12 protein-coding genes are annotated in these 18,625 nt (G+C 64.8%); 7 read left to right on the top strand and 5 right to left on the bottom strand.

Features of this window, described 5'->3' with window-relative positions; all coding sequences use genetic code 11:
- Positions 1-11: 11 nt before the first annotated feature.
- Positions 12-725: a GDSL-type esterase/lipase family protein gene (locus tag Sj15T_RS13445; RefSeq protein ID WP_013041489.1), complete on the bottom strand. Its 714-nt coding sequence runs from the start codon at positions 723-725 to the stop codon at positions 12-14.
- A 118-nt stretch (positions 726-843) separates the two neighbouring features.
- Between Sj15T_RS13445 and Sj15T_RS13440 the strand changes: the two genes are divergently transcribed.
- Positions 844-1,800, top strand: coding sequence for an acyltransferase (locus Sj15T_RS13440; protein WP_013041488.1), 957 nt, complete (start codon positions 844-846; stop codon positions 1,798-1,800).
- 4 nt (positions 1,801-1,804) lie between these two features.
- Here the strand turns inward: Sj15T_RS13440 and Sj15T_RS13435 are convergent, their stop codons facing one another.
- The gene (locus Sj15T_RS13435) at positions 1,805-2,305 is read right to left on the bottom strand and encodes a hypothetical protein (protein ID WP_013041487.1); all 501 of its coding nucleotides are present in this window, start codon (positions 2,303-2,305) and stop codon (positions 1,805-1,807) included.
- A gap of 64 nt (positions 2,306-2,369) precedes the next feature.
- Positions 2,370-3,653 carry a phosphoribosylamine--glycine ligase gene (gene purD, locus Sj15T_RS13430; protein ID WP_041386658.1) on the bottom strand — a complete coding sequence of 428 codons (1,284 nt, stop codon included), beginning with the start codon at positions 3,651-3,653 and terminating at the stop codon, positions 2,370-2,372.
- 7 nt (positions 3,654-3,660) lie between these two features.
- Here purD and xseA point away from each other — a divergent pair, with 7 nt between their 5' ends.
- The 5 genes from xseA (at position 3,661) to Sj15T_RS13405 (ending at position 11,195) form a co-directional block, all read left to right on the top strand.
- On the top strand, positions 3,661-5,160 hold the full coding sequence (xseA, locus tag Sj15T_RS13425; protein WP_013041485.1) for an exodeoxyribonuclease VII large subunit: 1,500 nt from the start codon (positions 3,661-3,663) through the stop codon (positions 5,158-5,160).
- Positions 5,161-5,191: 31 nt separating this feature from the next.
- The gene (locus tag Sj15T_RS13420; RefSeq protein ID WP_007689519.1) at positions 5,192-5,401 is read left to right on the top strand and encodes a DUF2093 domain-containing protein; all 210 of its coding nucleotides are present in this window, start codon (positions 5,192-5,194) and stop codon (positions 5,399-5,401) included.
- Positions 5,402-5,416: 15 nt separating this feature from the next.
- Positions 5,417-6,244 carry a M23 family metallopeptidase gene (locus tag Sj15T_RS13415; RefSeq protein WP_013041484.1) on the top strand — a complete coding sequence of 276 codons (828 nt, stop codon included), beginning with the start codon at positions 5,417-5,419 and terminating at the stop codon, positions 6,242-6,244.
- Positions 6,245-6,624: 380 nt separating this feature from the next.
- The gene (locus Sj15T_RS13410) at positions 6,625-9,660 is read left to right on the top strand and encodes a TonB-dependent receptor (protein WP_338756232.1); all 3,036 of its coding nucleotides are present in this window, start codon (positions 6,625-6,627) and stop codon (positions 9,658-9,660) included.
- Positions 9,661-9,743: 83 nt separating this feature from the next.
- Positions 9,744-11,195, top strand: coding sequence for a sulfotransferase (locus tag Sj15T_RS13405; RefSeq protein WP_013041481.1), 1,452 nt, complete (start codon positions 9,744-9,746; stop codon positions 11,193-11,195).
- Here Sj15T_RS13405 and clpB read toward each other — a convergent pair.
- Together clpB and Sj15T_RS13395 are read right to left on the bottom strand one after the other, a co-directional pair.
- Positions 11,187-13,772: an ATP-dependent chaperone ClpB gene (clpB, locus tag Sj15T_RS13400; protein WP_013041480.1), complete on the bottom strand. Its 2,586-nt coding sequence runs from the start codon at positions 13,770-13,772 to the stop codon at positions 11,187-11,189. The two genes, Sj15T_RS13405 and clpB, sit on opposite strands and share 9 nt — an antisense overlap.
- A 208-nt stretch (positions 13,773-13,980) precedes the next feature.
- Positions 13,981-15,615 carry a M28 family metallopeptidase gene (locus Sj15T_RS13395; protein ID WP_013041479.1) on the bottom strand — a complete coding sequence of 545 codons (1,635 nt, stop codon included), beginning with the start codon at positions 15,613-15,615 and terminating at the stop codon, positions 13,981-13,983.
- Positions 15,616-15,746: 131 nt separating this feature from the next.
- Here Sj15T_RS13395 and Sj15T_RS13390 point away from each other — a divergent pair, with 131 nt between their 5' ends.
- Complete coding sequence (locus tag Sj15T_RS13390; protein ID WP_013041478.1) at positions 15,747-18,617, top strand: pitrilysin family protein; 2,871 nt, start codon at positions 15,747-15,749, stop codon at positions 18,615-18,617.
- Positions 18,618-18,625: the final 8 nt, after the last annotated feature.

Genomic DNA, 18,625 nt, shown 5'->3' with positions numbered 1-18,625 from the left:
TCCTTTCGCCATCAGCGGGCGCAGCGGCGTACCGTCTCGGGCGGCAGGATGTCGTCCAGTCGCTGGCGCACCACCTTGGCCCAGATGCGATATCCCGCGGGGTTCATATGCACCCCGTCCGCCCGATAATTGTCGCCCAGCTTTCCGCCCTCCAGCAGCGGCGTCGTGATGTCGCCATAATAGGTCAGCGGCACGCGCTCGATCAGTCTTCGCGCAGCCGCGTTGAACAGCATCTGGCTCCCGAGGATCGAGCGGCGCGTCGGACTGGGCTTCATCGACAATATCAATACCGGCACATCGCCCATCATCCGGTTGCGCAGGTCCAGAAATCGCCCAAGGTCGTGGACCACAGCGCGAACCTCGACGCCGCTGGCGATGTCGTTCTCCCCGGCGTAGAGGATGATCGCCGCCGGCTTGTTATCCTTGGCTGCATTGGCGAAGCGCGGCAGGATTTCGGCAAAGGTCGCATCGTCCATGCCCCGGTTGCGCGCATCCCAGGGCGCCATGTCCCGGCTGAGGCTGGTCCAGCGGTGCATGGACGAACTGCCCACGAACCAGAGCGAGCAGGCGCCTTGCCGCGCGCCGTCATCCGGCAGTGTCACATGCGCCGCCTGGTACCGTCTCACAGCCAGCCAGCCGCCGACGATCAGGCAGAAGATGAGGATTGCCAGCCCGCATTTGGCAAGAGGCGAGGCGTCGAGGCGTTGCAGCAGCGGCGTCTTCATCGGAAAGATATAAGTAGCGCTTTTTGACGCGCTGCAAAGCCGCAAATCCTTACGAGGCCTTAACGATCCGGCAAGGATCTGGCACTATCGTTCTGATTCAGGGCGTTAGGGCATTTCCGTGAACAAGAATCCATCGATCGACCTCCTGAAAGGCGTGCTGATGCTGCTCGTCATGGCCGGGCATGTGATGGAGATCACCGGCGGCTATGATCTGGCGCTGTGGGTCGGATCGGGCTTCCGCATGCCGTTGATGATCGGAATCTCCGGCTATCTGCTTAACGTTACCCGCACCCGCAGCGACAGCATCCAGCGCCTGGTGTCCCGCTATGGCCGGCGCATGCTGCTGCCGTGGCTTTTCGCCGGCATGGTGTACATGATCGCCAGCGGAGCGGCGCTGCGCTGGACCCTGCCTTTTGACCTTCTGTTCCGGCCGCCCTTTCACCTCTGGTATGTGCCGACGCTGTTCTTCCTGATCATGCTGACGCGGCTGATGCCTTTCTCGCCGCTGGTGCTGCTGGCGGCCGGCACGCCGGTCAGCCTTTCGATCATGTACGGCTTCGGCCTGGATCACGGGCCCCTGGGCGACGGACTGTTGTCGCCCGACAGCCGATTCCTGCGTTATCCGGTCTATTTCTTCTTCGGCATGCTGATGGCGGAACGGCGGGTTTCACGACGCTATCTGCCGATCGCCGGGGCAGTCGCGTTGCTGGGCCTTCTCTGGTGGTCCGGCCTCTATCATGGCCATGATCCCCTGGCCTTCGTGCCTGCGCGGCTTCTGATGTGCCTTGGCCTGATCGCGCTGCTGCCGACGCTGTCGGCCCTGCGGCTGCATTTCGCGCCGGTCAATGCGATCGGGCGGGACAGTCTGTTCTTCTACCTCTGGCACCCGCTGGTCATGGGCGTGATCGTCATGACGGGCGCGGGGGCGGCGGCGACGCTGGCGCTGTCGATCCTGCTGCTGGCGGCGGCTTGCCGCCTGACGGCGCGGGGGGCGCTGTTGCCGCTGCTGTTCGGCAGCGCGCCGCAAGGGGGCAGGGTGGGGACACCTCCGGCGACGGCGCCCCTACCGGCCTGACCGTTCAGATCTTGCCATATTTCGCTTCGAAACCGGCCAGGTCTCCGGCGGCGAGATATTTGGCCTGGTCGATCCACTGGTCGCGCACCGGGCGGCCCTTGAAATTGCCTAGCCTGGCATCAATGGCGGCTATGTCGGCATCGCTCCAGCCGGCGATCTGCGCATAGCGGGTGACGCCCAGATCGAGCAGCAACGCGTTGAGCTTCGGCCCCACGCCCTTCAGCTTCAGCAGGTCGTCGGCATCGCCGGGCGGCGCGGCGGCGGCCGGCGACGCGGGGGCCGCAGGTTGCGCCGAAATAGGGGCAGCGGCGACAGGTCCGGGAGCGGCCGGTTCTGCTGGGTCGGCAACAGGCGGAGCGGCAACGGGAGCGACGGGCTTCTTCGTCTCCACGGGCGCGGCCGGCTCGCCCGCCCGGTTGCGCCCGGACAGCAGGAATATGATGCCTATGATGACCAGCAGTGCGATCAGCAGCCACAGGCCATAGTCCATGAAAAATTCCTGCATCGCTCGTCCCTCCCTGTCCGAATTCGCCTTATTTAAAGATGGTTGAACGCGCGCCGCAAGGGGATCAGCGCGCTTCCTCCTCCCGCGCGACTTCCCTCCATCCGATGTCGCGGCGGCAGAAGCCGGTCGGGAAGCCGATGGCGTCGACCGCCTTGTAGGCTGCCTGCTGCGCCGCCTTTACCGTGTCGCCGGTCGCAGTGACGTTCAGCACGCGGCCGCCATTGGCGACAATCGCGCCGTCCTTGTCCGCCGTCCCCGCATGGAAAACCCGCGCCCCTGCGGCTTCCGCCGCGTCGATGCCCGTGATCGCGCCGCCTTTGTCGGGGACGCCGGGATAGCCGTTCGCCGCCATGACGACGGTCAGCGCGGCGCGCTCAGCCAGTCGCACCGGCCCCTGACCGGCCAGCCGCCCCTCCGCCACCGCCAGCAGCAATTCGACCAGATCGCCGTCGAAACGCATCATCAGCACCTGGCATTCGGGATCGCCGAAGCGGGCATTATATTCGATCAGCTTCGGTCCCTCGTCGGTCAGCATCAACCCGGCATAGAGAACGCCGCTATAGGGCGTCCCCTCGGCCGCCAGCGTGTCGACCGTGGGACGGACGATCTTCTCGATCACTTCCGCCTCCAGTTCCGGGGTCAGCACGCGGGCCGGGCTATAGGCACCCATGCCGCCGGTATTGGGGCCGGTGTCGCCGTCGCCCACGCGCTTATGGTCCTGCGCCGATCCGAAGGGAAGGATCGCGCTGCCGTCGGTCAGGGCGAAGAAGCTGGCCTCCTCCCCGATCATGAACTCTTCCAACACCACTTCCGCGCCCGCCGAACCGAAAGCGCCGGAGAACATGTCCTCGATCGCCTCGACCGCCTGTTCACGCGTTTCCGCGATGATGACCCCCTTGCCCGCCGCCAGCCCGTCGGCCTTGATCACCACCGGCAGCGCGAAATCGTCCAGCGCGGCGATGGCGCCGTCCTTGCTGGCGACGCGCTCATAGGCGGCGGTGGGGATATTGGCGCGCTTGCACAGATCCTTGGTAAAGCCCTTGGAGCCTTCCAGTTGCGCCGCCTTCTTGCCGGGACCGAACACAGGATAGCCCTTGACCCGCAAATTGTCCGCCAGCCCGTCGACCAGCGGCGCTTCCGGCCCGATCACCACCAGCCCGATGCTGTGGCGCAGGCAGAAATCCACGACGGCGCGATGATCCGTGGCATCCAGGTCGACCAATGTCGCATGCTGGGCTATGCCGGGGTTGCCGGGCGCGGCATAAAGGGTGGCAAGGGCGGGCGATTGCGCCAGCTTCCACGCCAGCGCATGTTCGCGGCCGCCGCCGCCCAACAGAAGGATGTTCATTTCGCCCATGTCCCCGGAATATGAAGCTGGATATGATGTGTCGGGGCGCCTGTTAGCCGAGGAACGCTCAGGGGACAACGCGCCGCCGCTCAGCGTGAGCGAATTGTCGGCCCTGCTGAAGCGCACGGTGGAGGACCGTTTCGGCCATGTCCGCCTGCGCGGCGAGATTTCCGGGTTCAAGCGGGCGGGGTCCGGCCACATCTATCTCTGCCTCAAGGACGACAATGCCGTGATCGACGGCGTGATGTGGAAGGGCGGGGCGGCGCGCCTGCCCTTCGCGCCGCAGGACGGGGTGGAGGTGATCGCCACCGGCAAGCTCACCACCTATCCGGGCCGTTCCAAATATCAGATCGTGATCGATCGGATGGAACTGGCGGGCGAAGGCGCGCTGATGGCGCTGCTGGAAAAGCTCAAGCAGAAGCTCGCCGCCGAAGGGCTGTTCGACCGATCCGCCAAGCGCCGCCTGCCCTTCATGCCCCGCGTCATCGGCGTCGTAACGTCGCCGACCGGCGCGGTGATCCGCGACATTCTCCACCGTCTGGAGGATCGCTGCCCGACGCAGGTGCTGCTCTGGCCGGTGCTCGTGCAGGGGCAGGGTGCGGCGGAACAGGTGGCGCGGGCGGTGCGCGGCTTCAGCGCGATGCAGCCCGGCGGTCCCATCCCCCGGCCCGACCTGGTGATCGTGGCGCGGGGCGGCGGATCGATTGAGGATCTGTGGAGCTTCAACGAGGAAATCGTCGTCCGCGCCGTGGCCGAAAGCTCCATCCCGATCATCTCCGCCGTGGGGCACGAGACGGACACGACGCTGTGCGACTATGCCGCCGACATGCGCGCCCCCACGCCCACCGCGGCGGCGGAAATGGCCGTGCCGGTGCGGGCGGAGCTGCTGGCGATGCTGACCGAACAGGGGCTGCGCATGGACCGGGCCGTGCGGCGCGGCGCGGCGCAGGCCCGCGAACGGCTGGACATGCAGGCGCGGCTGATGCCGACCCCCGACACGCTGCTTGCGCCCCAGCGCCAACGGCTCGACCAATTGTCCGATGGCCTTGCCAGCGCCCTGCGGCACCGCATCGCCGATGCCCGCACGCATCTGGGCCAGGCGGGCGGCGCGCTGCGCCCCGCGCTGCTGCGCCAATATGTCAACCGCGCCGCCGAGCGCGTGGCCCGGCTGCAACTGCGCCCCGATTATCTGGAGCGCGTCTATCGGGACCGGGCGACCGCCTTCGACCGGGTGTCGCGGCTGTTCACTTCGGTGAATCCCGACCTGCCGCTGCAACGCGGCTTCGCGCGGGTGATGGCGGGCGACCGGCTGGTGAAATCCGTGGCGGATGCGAAGGCGGCGGGCGCGGTCAGCCTGCACTTCCGCGACGGCGCGGTGGGCGCGACCATCGAAGGCGGCACGCCCCTTGAGAAGCCGCCCGCGCAAGCTATATCGAACCCGTCACGCCCCCCGCGCAAACCCCGCGAGGGCGAGGAAGCGGGCCAACCGGACCTGTTTTCCCGATGACGCCGCTGCGCAAGAAAGGCCGAGTGATCCCATGCTGATGTCCAACCGCGACCGCCCGGCCCGGCTGCACTATATGGCCTACAGCTTCCGCGTGCTCCAGGCGGGCGACCATGTGCTCTGCGCCGTCAGCGGGCGGAAAATCCCGCTGGAGGATCTGCGCTACTGGAGCATCGCCCGGCAGGAACCCTATGCCAGCGCCGAAATCTCCGCCCAGGCCGAACTGAAGGCGCGTGGCCTGTAAGATGCCGGGTCGTCCATGAAGGGCTGGATCGTCGCCGCAGCGCTGGCGACAACCGGCATGGCGGCTGAGGCGCCCCCTCCCGCGCAACTGACCCTGACCGGCGTGCCCGTCCAGGGCGGCGTCCTGCTGGGCACCGCGCCCAAGGGGATAGTCGAACTGCGCTTCGACGGACAGCCAGTGCCGGTCGATGCCGATGGCCGTTTCCTGATCGCCTTCGACCGCGACGCGCAGCCGCAGGCCCGGCTGACCGGACGCCTGGCCGACGGCACCCCGCTCGACCGCACGCTCACCGTCGCGCCCCGCGACTGGCGGATCGAGCAGGTGAACGCCCCGCTGCGCCCGACGAAAAGCACCGAAGCCTTCCTCGCGCTGCGCAAGCCCGAACTGGAACGGATCGCCGCCGCGCGCAATGTCGTGACGGACGCGCAGGGCTGGCGCCAGCGCTTCATCTGGCCGCGTATCGGCCGCATCTCCGGCCTGTTCGGATCGCAGCGCGTCTATCAGGGCCAGCCGGGCGCCTATCATGGCGGCGTCGACATAGCCGGCGCGCCGGGCGAGCCCGTCGTTGCGCCAGCCGATGGGGTAGTGATCCTGGCCGCCGACCGCCCCTTCACGCTGGAGGGCAATCTGCTGATGATCGACCATGGACATGGATTGAACAGCGCTTTCCTCCATCTCTCGCGGATCGACGTGATTCCCGGCCAACATGTGGTCCAAGGACAGCGCATCGGCGCGATCGGCGCCACCGGGCGTGCCACCGGGCCCCATCTTCACTGGGGCATGAAATGGAATGATGCGCGGATCGACCCCCTCCTGCTGGCGGGGCAGATGCCGCAAAGTTGAAGCAATATTTCACGGAACTATAATTTTATTCGTTCGTTTCGCTGCGCCGAAACGCAAAATTTTCTCCCAAAACTCAGGCCTGTAACAATGTTGTTAAACGGGCGTTCAATCTCCTTTTCTCGGTCTGTGGCATAATTGCTACAGTGCCGGTCAAATGCGATTTTCGACCTTCCACTCTGCTTTACACTCATAAAACGACTGCGCAGAGTATCGCGCAGCACGAGTGAAGAGGGTTTGCTGTCGGGCTCCTTTGCCCTCTTTGCGCGTCGACATAATGAAACAGGGGTGGGCTTTGAGCCTGCTGTCACGCCAGAGCAAGGGACTGGGTAGTGAAGAAAATTTCAAAGAATGCGCTGCTGCGCGGAAGCGCGGCATTGCAGGTGGTTGCGTTCGGCAGTGCCGGGCTATTCGCCATCGTGGGTGCGTCCACCGCAGCTATGGCCCAGGATTACACACGCGGTAATCTGGTCGGGACAGTGGTCGATCAGGCCAATGCTCCGGTCGCTGGCGCAGAAGTTTCCATCAAGTCTAATGAGCAGGGATTCACCAGAACCGCCACCACGGACTCGGCTGGCGTGTTCCGCATCACCGCGCTGCCCACCGGCTCCTATTCGGTGACTGTGACCAGCGGCGGGACCGTAGTGGTTGAGGATAACGCGGTGCCGGTCGTCGCCGGTCAGTCCAACACCTATCGCTACATTGCCGGCGGCTCGTCGCAGCAGCAAGCGGACAGCGGCGAGACCATCGTGGTTACTGGCGCCCGCGTCAAAACAAACGATTTCGCTGCCACGACCACAGGTCTGACGCTGAACGTGCAGTCGCTTTCCGAATCCGTGCCCGTTGCGCGTACGCTCTCCTCTCTGGCGCTCCTGGCCCCCGGCACCAGCGCGGGTGATACGAACTTTGCCGACTGTACGGACTGCGTATCGTTCGGCGGCGCATCGATCGCCGAAAACAGCTATTACGTGAACGGCCTCAACACCACGAACTTCCGTACCTTCGTCGGCAACAACACCGTTCCGTTCGAATTCTACCGCACGCTCGACGTCAAGACCGGCGGCTGGACCGCCGAATATGGCCGTGCGCTCGGTGGCGTTACATCCGCTGTCGTCAAGTCCGGCTCGAACGATTTTGAGGCCGGCGCGGTCGTCGCTTTCCAGCCCGCGGGTCTGACCAAGCGTGCGCCCAACACCTATTTGAATGCCGCCGGAGCGCTCAAGCAGCGCAACGACAACGACTATAACGAGACGATCGAAACCAACATCTATGCCAGCGGTCCGATCATCAAGGACCGTCTGTTCTTCTATGCGCTCTACACGCCGCGCTATGTGCGTGACGACGACAGCGTCGTCAGCAGCGGCTACCGCCAGAAGACGACCAGCAAATCGCCTTTCTTCGGCGGTAAGCTGGACGCTATCATCACCGATGGCCATCGTCTCGAGGCGACCTATTTCCGTGACCAGCGGCATGAATATACCGATTATCTCCCCCTTGACCCGGTCACCGGGGATGTGGTGGGGCGCAGCGTCGGCCGTGAAGACAAGGAAGTGGGCGGCGACAATTTCATCGTCCAGTATACCGGTCAGTTCACCAACTGGTTCACCCTGTCGGGCGCCTGGGGTCAGAACAACTACAAGCGTCGCGATGTCCTGATCGGAGACGCCGGTCCGACCGTTCAATCGACCTTGAACGGGTCGCTGCAAACCGTTTCGGGTATTCCGCTGTCGCCCACCGATTCGCAGGACCGCCGCGAAGTTTTCCGCGCCGATGCGGACTTCTATTTCAACCTGATGGGATCGCACCATCTGCGCGTCGGCTTCGACCGGGAAGATCTGTCTGCGAAGGAAGATACCTTCTACACGCAAGGCGTCGTCTATCGGTACACGCCGAACTATATCCGTACCCGCTATTATCTGAACAGCGGCCAGTTCAAGACGAAGCAGACGGCCTTCTATGCGCAGGACAGTTGGGATCTGCTTAACGACCGGCTGAACCTTCAGATTGGCGTGCGCAATGACCGTTTCCAGAATTACGGCATCACTGGCGAAGAATATCTGGATATCAAGAACCAGTGGGCTCAGCGTCTGGGCGCGTCGTTCGACGTGTTCGGCGACAAGCTGACCAAGATCAACGCCTTCTGGGGTCGTTATTACCTGCCGGTCGCTACGAACACCAACATCCGTCTGGCGGGTGCCGAGACCTTCTACGAACAACGCTATGCCTATCCGATCGGCGTCAATCCCGGTTCCCCCGCCGCTGGCGGTGCACCGGCCAACCCGCAGACCACGGCTAACGGAACGCCTCTGCTGGGTGCCCTGACCGGCGCAAACGCGCTCGATTGTCCGGACATCGGTCCGGGTGCGGGCCAGCTTTGCTCCACTGTCCTTTCGGACGGCATTGCGGGTCCGACGGACACGCTGGTATCGCAGAATCTGAAGCCGATGTTCCAGGAGGAGTTCATCATCGGCGCGACCCATCGGTTCAACGACTGGACCGTTGGCCTGCGCTACATCAACCGCAGGCTGAAGGAGACGCTGGAAGACGTCGCGATCGACGCTGCGGTGCTCGATTATTGCGACACTAACGGCATCAGCGGTTGCGGCGATGTCTGGAGCGGCTTCCACCAATATGTTCTGGCCAATCCCGGCAAGGACATCACGGTTCGCCTGGATGGCGACTGCACCATCGCGGGTCAGTGCGACGTCGTGACCCTGACCAGCCAGCAGCTCCGCTATCCGAAGCCTGTCCGTAAATATGATGCGGTCGAATTCACTTTGAGCAAGGCCTTCAACGGCACGTTCGGCTTCGACTTCTCCTACACCTGGCAGAAACTTCGCGGAAATTACGAAGGATCGGTCAAGTCGGACAACAACCAGGATGACGCCGGCCTGACGCAGGACTTCGACCAGCCGGGTCTGACCGATGGCGCCTTTGGCACGCTCGCCAATGCCCGCAAGCACACCTTCAAGCTGTTCGGGCAGTATAAGCCTGCCGAATGGGTGACGCTGGGTACCAATGTGACTGTCCAGTCGCCCCGCAGCTTCTCGTGCATCGGCGTTCACCCGACCGACGAGTTCGCTCAGGGCTATCAGGCGGCGTCCTTCTATTGCGCCAATCCGGCCGGTAACGGCGGATCGACCGACTCGACGCTCGTCCCGCGCGGTTCGTCGTTCAAGGGCAACTGGTTCAAGAATGTCGATCTTGGCATCCAGTTCCAGCTCCCCAAGGAACTGGGTCGCTCCAGCTTCCGTGTCGACGTCTTCAACATCTTCAACTGGAAGTCGAAGCTCGACTATGTTGAGTTCGGTGAGAATGACGACGGTTCCTTGCGCGACGATTTCAGGTTCGTCACCGGCTATCAGGCTCCGCGGGCCGTCCGCTTCACCTGGGCGCTTCGGTTCGGCGGCGGCATGTAAGCCGATCATCGGCAATACCGAGGAAAAGGAAGGGGGGCGCTTGGAGCGTCCCCCTTTTTCATGCCGGAAAAAGGATGGGCAGAATGAGTGACATGCCGGTGGTCGAAATGATGAAGCAACTGAAGCAGTCGCTCATGCTTCGCGACCGTGGCGGCATGAACAAAGTGGCGCGGGAGTTGATCGCTATCGCTGGCCCGCTGGGAACCCAGTGGAAATCCATTGCCATGTTGCTGATCCAGAATGGCGAGTTGACCGATGCGCGCCACGCCTTGGACCTTTATGTGAAGCAGAACCCATCCGAAGCCGCGCTGTTCGAGCAGGCTGCGATGATTGCGCAGATGGGGAATCCGCAAGAGGCGTTGAACAAGCTGGAGCATGTGTCCCGCTCAATCCCAACTCCCCTCGCCAATGCCTATATGCGAGGTACGCTGCTATTGAATTTGGGGCGGACAGAAGAAGCCATATTCTGGCTTGAGGAGGCTGTCAGGCAGGAACCCGCCTCAGGCCAGGCGTGGCTCGCCCTGGCCATGTCCGGAGCATTGCTCACCGATGAAAGCCATGCAGCGCTGAGAAAGGCAGGGCCGGCGATCAATAGGCAAGGCGCACTGGAACGGTCGAGTTACCATTATGCCCTGGGGAAGGTCGCCCATGATCTTGGCGACTATGAAAGTGCCGCTGCGTCCTACACGACCGGCGCGGGCATAGCGGCGCAGCACCATGTCTACGATCGCCAGGCCGATGGGAAAGAGGCCGATCTGGCGCATCGGCATTTCAGCCGAGCCTATATCGACCGATTATCCCAGCAGGTGACCGTCGACACGGCGCGCCCGATCTTCGTGACCGGCCTCCCGCGATCGGGCACCACGCTGGTGGAACAGATCCTCGCAAGCCATAGCGCGGTCGCGGGCGGGGAGGAGTTGGGCCGCTTCCGCCTAATCGTGCAGGACATTGGCGGATTGGGCGCAGAATGGCTGGACCGCTTCATGCAATCCGGGGGCGCGCCCAACGATCTTGCGGGGCTTTATCTCCACCTCATCGCGGAACGGTTCGGACCCGAAGGGCGAGTGGTCGACAAGACGCTGGAGGGAAGCCGCCACATGGGCCTTGTCGCGGCTCTGCTCCCTCAGGCGCCGCTCATATGGATGCGGCGCGATCCGCTCGACTGCGCCTGGTCGATATTCCGCACCTATTTCGCCAAGGGTCTGAACTGGAGTTGGAATCTGGAGGATATCGCATTCCATTTCCAGTTGGAGGATCGGCTGTTCGCGCATTGGCAATCCGAACTGGGAGACCGTCTGCTGGTCGTCGACTATGAAGAGTTGGTCGCGCAACCCGAACGGCATATCGAACGCATCCTGACCCATTGCGGTCTCCCGCTGGAAAAGGGGCCGTTCGAACCTCATAAAACGGATCGTCCAGTGGTCACTTCCAGCGTCCAGCAGGTGCGACGGCCGATCAACAGGGATGGGATCGGCGTGTCGCAGCCCTATCGAGACCTGCTTGGCGATTTCATGCGGATTTACGGGCTACGCTGACGCTATGGCCAGCCTCAACCCTCCATCCCCCTCATCCACCCTCACCGTCGCGCCATCCGGCACTTCCCCGCGCAGGATCAAATCCGCCAGCGGATCCTGCAGATAGCGCTGCACCGCGCGCTTCAGCGGCCTCGCGCCATAGACCGGATCGTAACCGACCCGCCCCAGCCACGCCCGCGCCCCGTCGGTCAGGTCCAGCGTCACCTTGCGGTCCTTCAGCAGCTTCCCGATCCGCGCCACCTGGATGTCGACGATCGGCGCCATATGGCTCGCGCCCAGGCGGTGGAACAGGATCACCTCGTCCAGCCGGTTCAGGAATTCCGGCCGGAAATGCGCCCGGACGATGTCCATCACCTGATCCTCGACCTTCTCCACCGGCTCGTCATCGGCCAGCGAGGCGATGAACTGGCTGCCCAGGTTCGACGTCAGCACGATGATCGTGTTGGTGAAGTCCACAGTGCGTCCCTGCCCATCGGTCAGGCGGCCATCGTCCAGCACCTGCAACAGCACGTTGAACACGTCGCCATGCGCCTTCTCCACCTCGTCGAACAGCACGACCTGATAGGGCCGCCGCCGCACGGCCTCGGTCAGCACGCCGCCTTCCTCATAGCCGACATAGCCCGGAGGCGCGCCGATCAGCCGGGCGACCGAATGCTTCTCCATGAACTCGCTCATGTCGATGCGCACCATCGCGCTGTCGTCGTCGAACAGGAATCCGGCCAGCGCCTTGGTCAACTCCGTCTTGCCGACGCCCGTCGGCCCCAGGAACAGGAACGACCCCAGCGGCCGGTTCGGATCCTGCAAGCCTGCCCGCGACCGACGCACGGCGGTCGACACGGCCTTCACCGCCTCCGCCTGCCCGATGACGCGCTTGCCCAGTTCCGCTTCCATGGCGAGCAGCTTCTCCCGCTCCCCCTCCATCATCTTGTCGACGGGAATGCCGGTCCAGCGGCTGACCACCGAAGCAATGTCCTCCGGCGTCACTTCCTCGCGCAGCATCGCGCCCTGGGTGACGTTCTGCGCCTCTTCCAGCTTGCGCTCCAGTTCGGGAATCCGCCCGTAAGCCAGTTCCCCCGCCTTCGCCAGATCACCGGCCCGCTGCGCCTGATCCAGTTCGACCCTCGCGGCGTCCAACTGTTCCTTCAGCTTGCTCTCGCCGGCGATCTTGTCCTTCTCCGCCTGCCAGCGCTGCGTGAGTTCGGCTGACTGCTGCTCCAGATTGGCCAGGTCTTCCTCCAGCGCCGCCAGGCGATCCTGCGAAGCCTTGTCCGTCTCCTTCTTCAGCGCCTCCCGCTCGATCTTGAGCTGGATGATCCGCCGGTCGAGCGTCTCGATCTCCTCCGGCTTGCTCTCCACCTCCATGCGCAGCCTCGACGCCGCCTCGTCCATCAGGTCGATGGCCTTGTCCGGCAGGAAACGGTCGGTGATGTAGCGGTTGGAGAGGGTCGCCGCCGACACGATCGCGCCGTCGGTGATCCGCACCCCATGGTGCAGTTCATATTTCTCCTTCAGGCCCCGCAGGATGGAGATGGTGTCCTCCACCGTCGGCTCGCCCACGAAGACGGGCTGGAACCGCCGCTGCAAGGCCGGGTCTTTCTCCACATATTTGCGATATTCATCGAGCGTCGTCGCGCCGATGCAATGCAGTTCGCCGCGCGCCAAGGCAGGCTTCAACAGATTGCCCGCGTCCATCGCCCCTTCGGACTTGCCCGCGCCGATCAGCGTGTGCATCTCGTCGATGAAGAGGACGATCTGCCCCTCCGCGCCCTTCACCTCGTCCAGAACGCCCTTCAGCCGTTCCTCGAACTCGCCGCGATATTTCGCCCCCGCGATCAGCGACCCCATGTCGAGCGCCATCAGCGTGCGGTCCTTCAACGTATCGGGCACGTCGCCATTGGCGATGCGCAGCGCCAGCCCCTCGGCGATGGCGGTCTTGCCGACGCCGGGGTCGCCGATCAGCACGGGATTATTCTTGGTCCGCCGCGCCAATATCTGGATCGTCCGCCGGATTTCCTCATCGCGGCCGATGACGGGGTCCAGCTTGCCCGCCCGCGCCGCTTCGGTCAGGTCCCGGGCGAATTTCTTGAGCGCGTCGTACCGATCCTCCGCCCCCGCCGTATCGGCGGTGCGCCCGCCGCGCAGAGCGTTGATCGCGGCGTTCAGCCCCTCCGCCTTCACCCCGGCCGCCGCCAAAGCCTTGCCCGCCGCCGTGGTGGTGGCAAGCGTCAGCGCCAGCAACAGCCGCTCGACCGTGACGAAGCTGTCCCCCGCCTTGGCCGCGATCTGCTCGGCCGAATCCAGCACCCGCACCGCGTCATTGTCCAGCCCCGGCGTCTGCTGCGCCCCGCTGCCCGACACTACGGGCACCCTGGCCAGCGCCGCATCGGTTTCGCGCAGCGCCACGCCCGCATCGCCGCCCGCCGCCTTGATCAGCCCGGACGCCATGCCCTGCTGGTCCTCCAGCAGCGCCTTCAACAGATGCTCCGGCCCGATGCGCTGGTGGCTCATCCGGATCGCGACGGTCTGCGCCGACTGGAGGAAACCCTTGGCGCGGTCAGTGAATTTTTCGAGGTTCATCAGAGTCCTCTCTTGCAATTTGGCCCTTCGTGAAGCTGGTCACGATGTAATGTTGCATAAAAGCAACACAAGAGGCCCTACGCAAATATCCTTAGCTCTCGGCGCGCCGTGTTCCTGCGAAGGCAGGAACCCAGTTCAGACGTTTCAACCGGCCCCTGCCTTCGCAGGAGCACGGTGTATTAAACCTCAGCCGAAGAACACATGTTCCCTACTGCTTCACCGCCTTGTGCGCATCCGGCGCGAAGGCGTCCCCGAAGAAATCGCCCTTGTACCAGAGCGGCGCCTGCGGCTCGTCCGCGATCTCGCGGGCGATGGCATAGTTCACCTTGGCGAACTTGGCCGCCGCCTCCCAGTGAAAGGGCAGGCTCATCTGGTCCGACGGCTGGTGATAGTCGGTTTTCAGGAAATGTTCGAACGCCTCTTTCCCCGGCCCGGCGAACCCCGTCATCAGGAACACCGCAGGCACCCCTTCCTGCACGAAGCGGTAATGGTCGGACCGGGTGAACAGCCCCTCGGCGGGCAGAGGATCGGGCGAAAGCGAAACGCCCTCGGCCTTCGCCGCCTTCTCGACGATAGGCCCCAGGGTCGAATGATCGGCCCCGAAAGCGATCACGTCCTGAAAATCATAGGTCAGGATCGGCATGTCGAGATTGACCACGCCCACCAGCTTGCCGCCGGCCGGCAGGACCGGGTTCCTCGCCAGATATTGCGACCCCAACAGCCCGTCTTCTTCCGCCGTCACCGCCGCGAACAGGATGGATCGTTTCGGCCGCTCCCCGCTTTCCGCAAAAGCCTTGGCCACCGCCAGCATGGTCGCCACGCCCGACGCATTGTCCATCGCGCCATTATAGACCTTGTCCGGTCCCTTGGCGCTTTCCCTGACGCCCAGATGGTCGAGATGCGCCATCAGCAGCACATATTCATGCGAAAGCGCCGGGTCGGAACCGGGCAGCACCGCCAGCACGTTGCGGCTGGGCGCGGTCTCCACGCTGCTGGCGCGGTCGATGCGGACGGCGGGCTTCAGCGCGAATCCCTTGGGCCGGGCGCCCTTCTTCTCGGCCTGGGCGCGGATCGCGGCGACGGTCTTGCCCGATCCGGCGAACAGCGCGTCGGCGGCCGCCCCGTTCACCGTGCCGGTGCCCCGGATCGCGGGCGTGCGGACATAGGGCTGCCCCTCCTTGTCCAGCCAGCTCACCGCCGGATGCTGCGCCCGGTCGCGCACCTTCTCCCATGGGGTGCGATTGAGATAGCTGGTGGTGGGAATGGTGATCAGGCCGATGGCTCCGGCCTGCTGCGCCGCCAGCGACTTTTCGGCGGCCAGATGCGCGCCGATCTCGCTCGGCATGCCGACCGGCGAGCCGGACAGCGCGACCGCGAACTTGCCCTTCAGGTCCAGCCCGGCATAGTCGTTTATCTTCTCCCGGTCCGATTTCAGGCCATAGCCGACGAACACCGCCTGCGCCTCGATGCTCTGCTTCGGCTCGCGGCCGAAGGCGGCGATCGCGACGTCATCGCCATTGGCGAAGCGCCTGCCGCCGATGGCCATCGCGGGGGCGGAGGCCTTGTCGAGTTGGGCGACGGCCAGCGTCACGGGCTGATACCAGCTATCCTGCACGGCCTGCCGCAGGCCCAAGGTCTCGAACCGCGCGGCGACATAGCGGGCGGCGATGTCATAGCCCCGCGTGCCCGCGTCGCGTCCCTCCAGCAGGTCGTCGGCCAGGAAGCCGATATCGGCGCGGATCGCTTCCCCGGTGATGGCAGGTGAGGGTTCGGCCAAGGCGAGGCCGGGGGCGGCGAGGACAAGGGCGAAGGTGGAAGCGAAGGCGAAGGAACGAAGGCGCATCGGGTGCGAAACCTCTTATGGTTGAAGGTCAAGCCTATCGCGCCCGCCCGGCCTGTCCAGCGGAAAGCGTATTGCACGGCTAAAACGCCCCGCTATGCTGCCTGCCGATCCATGACCATCATGAGGCGCTCATGACCTTCTCCCCCCATTCCCGCCGCTTGGCCCTGATGCTCGGCCTGTCCTCGCTCGCGCTGGCGCCCACGATGCAGGCCGTCGCGGCGCCCAGGGCGGCCAGCGCGGCCGCGCCCGCGCCGCTCTCCAGCCTCGTGTCGGCGGTGGACATTCCCTATGAGCAATTCACGCTGAAGAACGGCCTGCGCGTCATCGTCCACACCGACCGCAAGGCGCCCGTGGTCGGCGTGTCGATCTGGTATCATGTCGGCTCCCGCTTCGAACCGGCGGGCAAGACCGGCTTTGCCCATCTGTTCGAACATCTGATGTTCTACGGCTCCGAAAATGCCGACGGTCCTTTCTTCGGGCGGCTGGAGGACATTGGCGCCACCGACTGGAACGGCACGACCTGGTTCGACCGCACCAATTATTTCGAAACGGTGCCGACCGGCGCGCTGGACCGGGCGCTGTTCCTGGAATCCGACCGCATGGGCCATCTGCTGGGCGCCGTCACGCAAACCAAGCTCGATACCCAGCGCGGCGTCGTCCAGAATGAAAAGCGCATGGGCGAGAATGAGCCCTATGGTCTCGTCGAATATGCGCAACTGGCCGCGATGCTGCCGGAGGGGCATCCCTATCGCCACTCCACCATCGGGTCGATGGCGGACCTGAACGCCGCCAGCCTGGCCGACGTGCAGACATGGTTCAAAACCCATTACGGCCCCAACAACGCCGTGCTGGTGCTGGCGGGCGACATAGACGTGCCGACCGCGAAGGCGAAGGTCGAAAAATGGTTCGGCAATATCCCCGCCGGTCCCGCGCCCCAGGATGTCGATGCGACCGTGCCCACGCTCGACAAGGATGTCGAGAAGGTGATGCACGACAATGTCGCCGCCACCCGGCTCTACCGCAACTGGATCGTGCCGGGGGTGAATTCGGACGATCTGACCCAGCTCGATCTCGCCATGTCGGTGTTCGGCGGGCTGGGGTCGTCGCGGCTCGACAATATATTGGTGCGGGGGGAGAAGGTCGCCGTGGCCGCCAAGGCCAGCATCCAGCCCTTCGAGAAACTCTCCATCGCGGAGATCACGGTGGACGTGAAGCCGGGGCAGGACGCGGCGGCGGTAGGCAGGCGGCTGGATCAGCTTCTGGCGGACTATCTCGCCAAGGGGCCGACGGCGGACGAGGTGCAGCGCGCCGCGACGGCGCAGCTTTCCGGCACCATCGGCGGGCTGGAGAAGGTGGGCGGTTTCAGCGGCAAGGCGGTGACGCTGGCCGAGGGAGCGGTCTATTCCAACGATCCGGCCAAATATAAGAAGGATCTGGCCGCCTATGCCGCCGCGACGCCGCAATCGGTGAGCGAGGCGGCCCGCAAATGGCTGTCGCGGCCGGTGTTCCGCCTGACCGTCGCGCCCGGCGAGCGTTCGGCGGAGGATAATGCGCTGGCGGGCAACGCCACCCATCGTCCCGCCTATTTCCGCGATCCCAAAAAGCCCGCGCCGATCGCGGCGACACCGCCGCCGCCGACCAAGGTCGCCGAACCGGGCATAGAGCCGGTCAAGGATCTGGAATTCCCCACGGTCGAGCATGCGAAGCTCAAAAACGGCATCCCCATCGTCTTCGCCCGCCGCGCCACGGTGCCGGTGGTGCGGGTGTCCGTATCCTTCGACGCGGGCAACGCCGCCGACGACAAGGCGAAGCTGGGCACGGCCGGGCTGACCGCCGCGCTGCTGGACGAGGGCACGACCACGCGCAGCTCCATCCAGATCGCGGAGGAGCAGGAACGGCTGGGCGCCTCGATCAGCGCGGGCAACGGCATGGACGCCACAAATGTCGGCCTCTATGCGCTGAAGCCCAATCTGGACGCCTCGCTGGGCCTGCTGGCCGACGTGATCCGCAACCCCGCCTTCGCCCCGGCGGAGGTCGAACGCCTGCGCGGCCAGGTGCTGACCCGCATCGCGGCGGAAAAGACCGAACCCATGCCCATCGCGCAGCGCCTGCTGCCGCCGCTTCTCTATGGGCAGGCGCATCCCTACGGCATTCCCTTCACCGGCTCCGGCACGGAAAGCGGCGTCAAGGCAGTGACGCGGGCCGATCTGGTCGCCTTCCACGACAAATGGCTGCGGCCCGACAATGCGACCATCTTCGTCACCGGCGACACGACGCTGGCCGACGTGATGCCGCTGCTGGAAAAGCGGTTCGGCGACTGGAAGGCGCCCAAGGCGGCGAAGGGGACCAAGCTGTTCCGCATGGACCGCATGATGCGCCCGTCGCGCATCATCCTGGTCGACAAGCCGCAGAGTCCGCAGTCGATGATCCTCGCCGGCCTGCTCACCAACAAGGCGGGCACCGACAATCCGGTGACGCTGCTGACGGCCAACGAAGTGCTGGGCGGCAGTTCCACCTCCCGCCTGATCATGGACCTGCGGGAGACGAAGGGCTGGGCCTATTATGCGGGCAGCGCGCTGCCGGGCGTCAAGGAAACGATCCCGCTGCTGGTCTATGCCCCGGTGCAGACCGACAAGACCGGCGAGTCCATTATCGCGGCGCGCAAGGATATCGGCGACTTCCTGACCGCCAGGGGCACGACCGAGGCGGAACGCAACCAGACGATCAACAGCCAGATATTGTCGCTGCCGGGCAGCTTCGAAACCTCGTCCGACCTGCTGGGCGCGATGATGCGCAACCGGATGCTGGGGCGGCCGGACGATTATTATGAGACGCTTCCGGGCGTCTACCGGGCGATGACGGCGGCGGACCTGGACAAGGCGGCGCGGGAGGCGATCGATCCCGCCCGGCTGATCTGGGTCGTGGTGGGCGACGCGAAACTGGTGAAGCCGCAGCTTGACGCGGTCGGCCTGCCGGTGGAAATGGGCACATTGGCCGATTGACGATTACG

It is taken from the genome of Sphingobium sp. TA15, from assembly GCF_037101235.1.
Lineage (GTDB): Bacteria > Pseudomonadota > Alphaproteobacteria > Sphingomonadales > Sphingomonadaceae > Sphingobium > Sphingobium indicum.
The sequence above is the reverse complement of the archived record's forward strand: the minus strand, read 5'-3'. Positions and strand labels throughout refer to the sequence as shown.